Annotated in this window: 10 protein-coding genes and 2 tRNA genes; 7 read left to right on the forward strand and 5 right to left on the reverse strand. The window is 56.1% G+C overall.

What is annotated here, in order from left to right; translation table 11 throughout:
- Positions 1–31 precede the first annotated feature (31 nt).
- The 3 genes from ilvC to VMS83_RS06795 all read left to right on the forward strand — a co-directional run bounded on the left by ilvC (position 32) and on the right by VMS83_RS06795 (position 2300).
- A complete protein-coding gene (ilvC, locus tag VMS83_RS06785) occupies positions 32–1021 on the forward strand; it encodes a ketol-acid reductoisomerase (RefSeq protein ID WP_325411142.1) in 990 nt (329 codons plus the stop codon).
- Positions 1022–1117: 96 nt separating this feature from the next.
- A complete protein-coding gene (locus tag VMS83_RS06790) occupies positions 1118–1609 on the forward strand; it encodes a flavodoxin family protein (protein ID WP_325411144.1) in 492 nt (163 codons plus the stop codon).
- Positions 1610–1685: 76 nt separating this feature from the next.
- Complete coding sequence (locus VMS83_RS06795) at positions 1686–2300, forward strand: translation initiation factor IF-2 subunit beta (RefSeq protein ID WP_325411146.1); 615 nt, start codon at positions 1686–1688, stop codon at positions 2298–2300.
- A gap of 150 nt (positions 2301–2450) precedes the next feature.
- Here the strand turns inward: VMS83_RS06795 and VMS83_RS06800 are convergent, their stop codons facing one another.
- The 5 genes from VMS83_RS06800 to VMS83_RS06820 form a co-directional block, all read right to left on the reverse strand.
- On the reverse strand, positions 2451–2726 hold the full coding sequence (locus tag VMS83_RS06800; RefSeq protein ID WP_325411148.1) for a DNA-directed RNA polymerase subunit L: 276 nt from the start codon (positions 2724–2726) through the stop codon (positions 2451–2453).
- Between the two features lie 82 nt (positions 2727–2808).
- Positions 2809–3531 carry an MBL fold metallo-hydrolase gene (locus tag VMS83_RS06805; RefSeq protein ID WP_325411150.1) on the reverse strand — a complete coding sequence of 241 codons (723 nt, stop codon included), beginning with the start codon at positions 3529–3531 and terminating at the stop codon, positions 2809–2811.
- Position 3532: 1 nt separating this feature from the next.
- Complete coding sequence (locus VMS83_RS06810) at positions 3533–4807, reverse strand: ATP-binding protein (protein ID WP_325411152.1); 1275 nt, start codon at positions 4805–4807, stop codon at positions 3533–3535.
- A gap of 47 nt (positions 4808–4854) precedes the next feature.
- On the reverse strand, positions 4855–5730 hold the full coding sequence (map, locus tag VMS83_RS06815) for a type II methionyl aminopeptidase (protein ID WP_325411164.1): 876 nt from the start codon (positions 5728–5730) through the stop codon (positions 4855–4857).
- A 5-nt stretch (positions 5731–5735) separates the two neighbouring features.
- On the reverse strand, positions 5736–6863 hold the full coding sequence (locus VMS83_RS06820; protein ID WP_325411154.1) for a Xaa-Pro peptidase family protein: 1128 nt from the start codon (positions 6861–6863) through the stop codon (positions 5736–5738).
- Positions 6864–6924: 61 nt separating this feature from the next.
- Here VMS83_RS06820 and VMS83_RS06825 point away from each other — a divergent pair, with 61 nt between their 5' ends.
- The 4 genes from VMS83_RS06825 (at position 6925) to VMS83_RS06840 (ending at position 7769) form a co-directional block, all read left to right on the forward strand.
- The gene (locus VMS83_RS06825) at positions 6925–7149 is read left to right on the forward strand and encodes a hypothetical protein (RefSeq protein ID WP_325411156.1); all 225 of its coding nucleotides are present in this window, start codon (positions 6925–6927) and stop codon (positions 7147–7149) included.
- A gap of 48 nt (positions 7150–7197) precedes the next feature.
- Entirely contained in the window at positions 7198–7482 is a 285-nt protein-coding gene (locus tag VMS83_RS06830; protein WP_325411158.1) for a hypothetical protein, read from the forward strand.
- A gap of 134 nt (positions 7483–7616) precedes the next feature.
- A tRNA-Asn gene (locus VMS83_RS06835) sits at positions 7617–7689 on the forward strand.
- 5 nt (positions 7690–7694) lie between these two features.
- Positions 7695–7769, forward strand: a tRNA-Ile gene (locus VMS83_RS06840).
- Positions 7770–7771: the final 2 nt, after the last annotated feature.

The following is a 7771-nucleotide window of genomic DNA, read 5'->3' on the forward strand; positions in this document are numbered from 1 at the left end:
GCTTTGTTGCTGATATCAAAGGGATTAGTCTATGATGAAAAAATACTATGAATCCGATGCCGATCTCTCGGTGCTGAAAGGCAAGAAGATCGCGGTGATCGGATACGGGTCGCAGGGACGCGGGCAATCGCTGAACTTAAGGGACAGCGGCCTCGACGTAATCATCGGCCTCCGGAAGGGGAAGAGCTGGGATGCGGCCGCAAAGGACGGGATGAACGTCATGACCGTCGCCGAAGCGGCAAAGAAAGCAGATATCATCCAGATTCTCCTGCCGGATGAACTCCAGGCGGCGGTCTACAAAGGCGAGATCCTGCCCCACCTCACCGAGAACAAGGTCCTGATGTTCTCCCACGGGTTTAACATTCACTTCGGCCAGATCCAGCCGCCGGCCAATGTCGATGTGATCATGGTAGCACCCAAAGGACCCGGCTTCATGGTGCGCCGGCAGTATGAGGAAGGCAAGGGAGTCCCCGCCCTCATCGCTATTCACCAGGACCATACCGGAAAGGCGCATAAAACCGCGCTCGCGTATGCAAAAGGAATCGGGGCAACCCGTGCTGTCGTTCTCGAAACTACCTTCCGCGAGGAAACCGAAACCGATCTCTTCGGGGAACAGGCGGTCCTCTGCGGCGGTGCATCATCTCTTATCAAGGCAGGATTTGAAACGCTGGTTGATGCAGGGTATGCTCCCGAGATGGCCTATCTCGAGGTCTGCCATGAGCTCAAGCTGATAGTTGACCTGATCTACGAGGGAGGCCTCACGAACATGCGCCAGTACGTGAGCAACACGGCGCAGTACGGCGATCTGACGAGAGGGCCCCGGGTCATCGGTCCCGAGGCCTATGAAGCGATGGACGAGATCCTCGCCGAGATCCAGAGCGGTGAGTTTGCCAAGGAATGGATGCTGGAGAATATGGTCAACCGCCCGGTCTTTAATGCCCTGACAAAATCTGATGAGGAGCACCTTCTCGAAGAGACCGGAAAAGAAGTGCGGGCCATGATGCCCCAGTTCAGGAAATAATTCCCTCACTCCCGCTATTTTTATCGCCGGTTCCCGTTTGCCTGCGGTTCGCGTACGGGTGAAAAGTTTTTGGACAAGGGGTACGTTCTACTCTGTATGAGTATCTGCGTCATCTATCATTCGGAAACCGGTAATACCCGGCATGTCGCGCAGCATATCGCGTCCAATATTCCCGAAACCCGTCTGGTCGAAGTGACTGACCGTGCAGAGCACTTTGCACTGACCCGTTTTCTCCTGCAGTGCAAGGCGGCACGGGGCGAAGATACCACCGGGATCGAACCGTCCCGTCTGGATGTGAAGGAGTACGATCTCCTGGTCTTCGGATCACCGGTCTGGGCATTCAAGCCGACCCCGGCCATCCACACGATCATCAATGCGCTTGAAAACTGCCAGAAGAAACGTGCGGTTGCGTTTGTCACCTGTGGTGGCCGGCCTGGCGAAAGTGATGCAGTGTTCAGGAAATGGATCGAAGCCAGGGGGATGAATTTTGGCGGGTTCGTATCCATCAACCAGAAAGATATCGAGGACGATGAGGCGACCGCAGCGGTGGTCACGTTTGTAAAAACGGCAGTACCAAAACTGATGTGATCCGATATGGGGATGGGCCGGGCAAAAAGGGCTGGGAAAGTCTTTTGCATCCCGGCATCCCTTAGATTATACTGGTATGACGGACTCTTACGATAATCTCTTGAAAAAGGCCTATTCCCATATCTCTGAAAAAAGCGCGTCCTCGGAACGTTTTGTTGTCCCCGAGGCAAAAGCATACGTCGAGGGTAAAACCACCATTCTTGAAAATTTTGCCGAGATCGCCGACAAAGTCCGTCGCGATAAGGATCACCTGATGAAATACCTCCTGGGGGAGCTGGGGACCTCCGGCAAAATCGACGGCAACCGGGCAATCTTCAACGGGAAATTCGAGATATCCCAGATCCGGATGATCATCAAGGGTTACGTGGACGACTACGTGATCTGTTCCGAGTGCGGGAAGCCCGACACGCGCCTGGTCAAGGATGACCGGGTTCTCCTCCTCCGCTGTGATGCCTGCGGCGGCCACCGCCCGGTCCGGAAGCGCAAGGCAAGAACCGAGCCGGTCTCTGAAAATCTCGAAGAAGGCCAGGTCATGGATGTCGAGATCCAGTCGCTCTCCAAGCGCGGGGACGGCGTGGTGAAGATGGGCCGCTACATCATGTATGTCTCGAACGCAAAGCCCGGCCAGAGCGTGAAGATCAAGATCTCGAGAATATCCGGATCGATCGTCTTCACCGAGAAGGCGGAATAAGTCCGAATTCCACGAAACCGGGTCTCGTTGCAGTTTCCGCCCGGTATAAACTTTTTTTTAAACTGATGAGAACCACAACACTGTGGACAGGGCCGCTTTGTGGCGGATACGTTTTTAAAAAAAGTATGGAAAACAGGTCTTGTAAACGGTCTACTTCTTCTTTGAGAGATCCTTGAGGAGCTCGTCGCAGTTGCCGGAGAGCCGTTTGCAGGCCTTCTTGATGATCGTCAGGGGGTTCTTCTTCGCGCTCTTGGTAGTGACCAGCAGTTCGGGATCGGAGAACTGGAACTCGATGGTATATTTTGCGACATCGACGTCCGGGTCGGTCAGGATCTCCTCGACAAGGGCGTTCATGAAGGTATGACCCTCCCCCTGGATGACGAGTCGTGCCTTATCTTTTTCGAGTTCAAGTACTTTTACAATCATGCACCTATGTTTGGGAACCTGTGAACTATTAAGGTATGGGTGAGGGCGACAGGGGTGGCTGAAGAACCCCTTTTCTCTTTATTTATGAATACTCGAAGACGTCCCCATCCTGCGCGAGGTGGGGGTACTCCCACGGCATCACGTGGCTGACATGGATGCAGCGGAATTCCCTGGGGTGGAGGCTTTCGGCGAGCGTACAGGCATCGAGATAGTTCATGTGCTTGGCAATCCTGGTGTGGGAGGGGACAAGGGCATCAAGGAGGAGCAGGTCGAGGTTTTTGAGGAGTGCAAGGCTCTTTTCAGGGATCTCGCGGTTGGTATCCGACGTATATCCCACCCGGGCCCCGTGTGCCTCGAAGACAAATCCGCAGGTGTAGGCCGGCGGGTGCCTTACGAGAAAGGGTGTGATTCTGATTCCGAAGAGATCGAAGGGAACGTACGGTTCCACCGGGTGGCGTTCGAACTCAAGGAACCGGAAGGTTTCACCGCAGTACCGAAGCACCGGTTCTGCGGCATAGACCGGCGGGCACTTCTGGACCCGGTAGAACTCGCCAAAACCCATGAAATGATCGTAATGCCCGTGGGTCCAGAGAACAGCATCGATAGGGGGAGATCCGGACCGGAGGAGCTGCTGCCGGAGATCGGGAGAGGTGTCAACGAGAATATGGCGGCCGCCTTCTTCAATAAGCAGGGATGTCCGCAACCTGCCGGTACCGGTTTCGTGTGCATGCTGGCACTGGGGGCAATCGCAACCGATCTTGGGCGTCCCGATTGCGTCCCCGGTACCCAGCAGGAGGACTTTCATATTACATCCAGTTCAGGTTCCGGATTGCGTCCCGGTTCCTGACCATCCGTATCCCTGTCTCAAGGTCCCTGGTCTCGATGGTCTCCCGCTTGTCCATGAGCGCCGAGAGCAGCGCCTCCTTTATCATCATCCGGATGTCCGCCCCTGTGAACCCATCGGTGAGAGCCGCCATCTCCTGGTAATCGCAGGAGCATGACATGGACGATGTGACACTTTTGATAATCTCCCTGCGCATCTCCTCATTAGGTACGGAAAATTCCACCACTTCATCGAACCGGCGCCATGCCGCTTCATCCAGCAGCTGCGGGTGGTTGGTCGCCCCGATCAGGAGAACGCCATTCCTGACTAAGCTGATGCGGTCGATATTTTTCAGGAGTGCGTTGACCGCTCTTTTCATCGCACCGTGGTCATCGGCGACACGACTCTTTGCCACAAAATCGAATTCGTCGATGAAGAGGATGGAGGGGGACAATTTTTTGGCAAGCTCGAAGATCTTGTCAATATTCTTGGAGGTCTCTCCCAGGTACTGGGAGGTGATCATCGAAAGCCTGACCTCGAGGACCGGCATGTGCATGGAATGGGACATGGCAAGGGCAAGCGAAGTCTTCCCGGTCCCGGGCGGCCCGACGAAGAGGAGTTTTCCCACCTCATAAATCCGGTGGCGGTTGAGGAAGTCCCGGTGGTGCAGCGCATGGTGGATCTTGTTAATAATGGCGGTCTGTTCCGGTGAGCAGACAAGGTCGTCCATCCGCTGTTCCACTTCTTCCGGGGCGTTCACGATCACCAGGTCAAGCGCTCCACGGAATTTTTCGTCCTCGCCAATCAGCTTGGAGATCCGGGCATCGAGGTTTGCCCGCGTATCTTCGTAGGGCGGGTTTGCCCGGCGCACGTCATGGTACGAGACACCCGTGCCATCGAACGACTCGAAGAAAAAGGCGAGTGCCGGGTTCTGGCAGACAAGCTCTTTTCCTCCCTGGGAGAGGAACCATTCCGCAGCCGGCCGGAGGGTAGTGATCTTCAGGCGTTGCCCAAACTCCTCGTAGGACACGAACGGGTTCTTTGCGATCTTGTCGTGTGCATCTGCGATACTGAGCGCACGTTTGATCAGCCCGTCACTGACGTAGACCGGCCTTTTGATGGTCTTGGTGTCACCGGAGCAGAAGATCTCCCGGCAGGCTGGTGTCAGGTCGTTGAGATCGAGTGTCGGGTTCTGGTTGAAAATTTCTGCTGTCAGCAGGACTTCCATGATGCGCAGGCTATCCAAATCTCCGGACATGGCTGTAACCTTTATTATTTAACGCCTGAATCCTTATACCTATCCCATCACCTGGTGGTGACGATGCACCCGTCGGCCGTTACGATTATGGTGTGTTCGTGCTGGGAAACAAGCGAACCCGGGACATCGGCAAGGACCGGGTATCCATGGAGAATCTGGGAGCGTGCAAGGCCGGGGAGGGCAAACTCCATCTTTTTGTCCTTGAGCCAGCGGCGCGAGAAGGGAAGCCCGTGGCGGTTTTTCACCTGCTCCATGACGGCCCGGGCAGATGGTATCCGGACCGGTTTTTCTGCGATCTGGGAGTAGATCTCCACCCGGGACTTCTCACCGACCCTGCCGCTCCCGGTTGTGGCGAATGGTTCTATGGCAAAGGCCGTGCCCTCTTCAAGCACCGACCCGCCGTTGATGGCAACGTTGGGGATCGTCGGGTCCCGGTGCTGGACATATTGGCCAAGGCCATGGCCGGTAAGGTTGGCGATGGGCCGGTACCCGCGGCTCGTAATCTCTTTTTCCACAACGGCCCCGATCTCTCCTGCGGTAACTCCCGGCTTCACGATGCGGATCGCCGCTTCGAGAGCCTCGCGGGACGCATCAAGGAGAAGCGCATTGTTCCCGAGGTCGACCGTTGTGGCGGTGTCTGCGATGTAACCATCGATCTGTACCCCGAGATCGAGCTTAATCACGTCCCCTCTGGCAAAGACCCGCTCGTCGCCCGGTGATGCCGTGTCATGCGCCGCATCTTCGTTTAAGGAGACGTTGAGGGGAAAGGCCAGATCGGCACCATTCTCCCGGACACGAGCCTCCACGGATTCGACCAGCTCCAGAAAGGAGCGGCCTGCCCGGATATCCTGTGCGCTTTCCCTGAGTATCACAGAGGCAAGTTTCCCTGCGGAAATATACGTATCCAGTATGTCATCGTTCATTTTTGTCATACGATCAGCGTCTCCTCAAAACGGGTGAAATCGACGAATTGCCGCGCCCGTACCACACCTATATCCTCGAGGCGGACACCTCCAATCCCGGGATAATAGAGCCCGGGCTCGACCGTGACAACAGATCCGGCCCCGAGCGCCACACCCGAAGGTCCGATCGTGGGAAGCTCGTGAACCTGGAGCCCGACGCCGTGCCCGAGATTGTGGATGAACCCCCGGGTATCACTCTCGTATCCCCGGTCTTTGAAATAGTCTACAACGGCAGTATAGGGATCTGCCCCGGAAACGCCGGCTCTTATCCGGGCGACACCAACCTGCTGGGCCTCCCGGACCGCTTCGTACATCTCCGTTATCCGGGCGTCCGGCTCACCTTTCGAGACCGTCCGGGTCATGTCCGCGTAATAGCCCGTGGTTTCGTCCCGTGGGAATGTATCGATCACGATAGGTTCATGCGGCTTTAAGGGGCCGCTCCCGATAATGTGGGGATATGCGGTATCCTCCCCGCACGAGATGATGGTCTCTACGGCACGGCATCCGTCATCCATCAGCTGCTTATGCATAGCGATCCGCACGCGTTCCGAGGTGAGTGGTGTCCCGTCATGGTACAGGACTCCCTTTCTTACGGTCGCATGCCGGATGAGCGAGATCCCCAGGGCCATCGCGCGTTCGGTCTTTCTCTGCACATCCTGCATGAGCCGGATCTCTGCCGGGCTCTTTTTTGCCCGCACTTTTTCCATGGTGCCATCATCTACGATCACCTGCGTATGCTCTTCGAGCGCCCTCAGGAGTACTGCGGGAAATGCAGGAGATACAAGGACGGTCTTTCCGGCCTGGCCGGAGATCATCAGGGCGATCGCCTTCCACGGGTCCTTTTCTTTTTTGAGGATATCGGGAAGCCCTGCCTGCGTGCGCGTCATAACCGCGGTCGTAGATTCCCGGGATGCCCGCTCGGCTTCCATCTGGGGGACAATGATAGTACCCCGCTGCCTGCGCCGTTTGAAGAAGACAAAGGAATCATGCATCACGAACCGGGTGAGGTATCGCATATCCGCATCCTCTCCTGTGGCATAGTGCACAAAGGCATCCGCCCCGCACGTCTTCATGGCAGCGTCCAGTGGATCCATTGCCATACGTGTATGCACTGAAACGTCAAGTACTTTTATTCCCGCATTCAAGGTACGAGTGATGGACGAAACTGCAAAAGAACAGTTCAAGTGGAAATTCTACCGGCTGGCAGTCCAGCTTAATGCTATCATCCTCCTCGTGGCGCTCGCGGTACTCGCCTGGTTCCTTGTCCCGTCACCCTTCCGTATTCCTGTGTGTGCCGTTATGCTCCTTGTTGCCCTTGTCCTTTCCTGGAACTTCAGGAGCAGCTACCGTTTGACCAAGGCATGGCTTGATGAGCATTGAGGTAAAGGATTACTACTGGGAGCACCGGAGCGATTCCGCGGAGATGACATGCTCAAGAAGATGAAGGAGGAAATAGAACTCCTGAGCCGGCACATCGAAGTGGCCCGGACCGTGGCAGAGCACCAGCCGATCGGTATCATGAAGCTCTCCGAGATCCTTGATCTCCCTTCGCACCGTATCCGCTATTCCCTTCACGTGCTCGAACAGCTGGGGTACATCCGCGCATCCCCGGAAGGGGCGGTGGCTACCAGCCAGACCCGGGAACTTTTTGCGCATCTCAATGAAGATCTGGACGATATCGTCAGTCTTGTGAATGCCATGAAACGACCCTGAGTGGCAATTCCTCCGCGGATTGGGAGTTTTCGCAAGGTCCTGCCCTGCGGGTCTGCGGACCCGGCCTGTCATTTCTCCCCTTCGTTACCTTTAAAAAGACTCACAAAGAATCTATTAAGGCGCAGGAAACTGTTGCCGCCATAACTCAGTTGGTAGAGTGGCTGGCTGTTAACCAGCATGTCACAGGTTCGAGTCCTGTTGGCGGCGCTCATGGGCCTGTAGCTCAGTCCGGTTAGAGCGCCCGGCTCATAACCGGGCGGTCATGCGTTCGAATCGCATCAGGCCCATT

The sequence above is a fragment of the Methanoregula sp. genome (genome assembly GCF_035543475.1).
In the GTDB taxonomy this organism is placed as follows: Archaea; Halobacteriota; Methanomicrobia; order Methanomicrobiales; family Methanospirillaceae; genus Methanoregula.

Bases quoted from the DNA above. Each gene is read 5' to 3' on its own strand.
- ilvC (WP_325411142.1), top strand. From the start codon at position 32: ATGATGAAAAAATACTATGAATCCGATGCCGATCTCTCGGTGCTGAAA.
- VMS83_RS06790 (WP_325411144.1), top strand. From the start codon at position 1,118: ATGAGTATCTGCGTCATCTATCATTCGGAAACCGGTAATACCCGGCAT.
- VMS83_RS06795 (WP_325411146.1), top strand. From the start codon at position 1,686: ATGACGGACTCTTACGATAATCTCTTGAAAAAGGCCTATTCCCATATC.
- VMS83_RS06800 (WP_325411148.1), bottom strand. From the start codon at position 2,726: ATGATTGTAAAAGTACTTGAACTCGAAAAAGATAAGGCACGACTCGTC.
- VMS83_RS06805 (WP_325411150.1), bottom strand. From the start codon at position 3,531: ATGAAAGTCCTCCTGCTGGGTACCGGGGACGCAATCGGGACGCCCAAG.
- VMS83_RS06810 (WP_325411152.1), bottom strand. From the start codon at position 4,807: ATGTCCGGAGATTTGGATAGCCTGCGCATCATGGAAGTCCTGCTGACA.
- map (WP_325411164.1), bottom strand. From the start codon at position 5,730: ATGAACGATGACATACTGGATACGTATATTTCCGCAGGGAAACTTGCC.
- VMS83_RS06820 (WP_325411154.1), bottom strand. From the start codon at position 6,863: ATGGATCCACTGGACGCTGCCATGAAGACGTGCGGGGCGGATGCCTTT.
- VMS83_RS06825 (WP_325411156.1), top strand. From the start codon at position 6,925: ATGGACGAAACTGCAAAAGAACAGTTCAAGTGGAAATTCTACCGGCTG.
- VMS83_RS06830 (WP_325411158.1), top strand. From the start codon at position 7,198: ATGCTCAAGAAGATGAAGGAGGAAATAGAACTCCTGAGCCGGCACATC.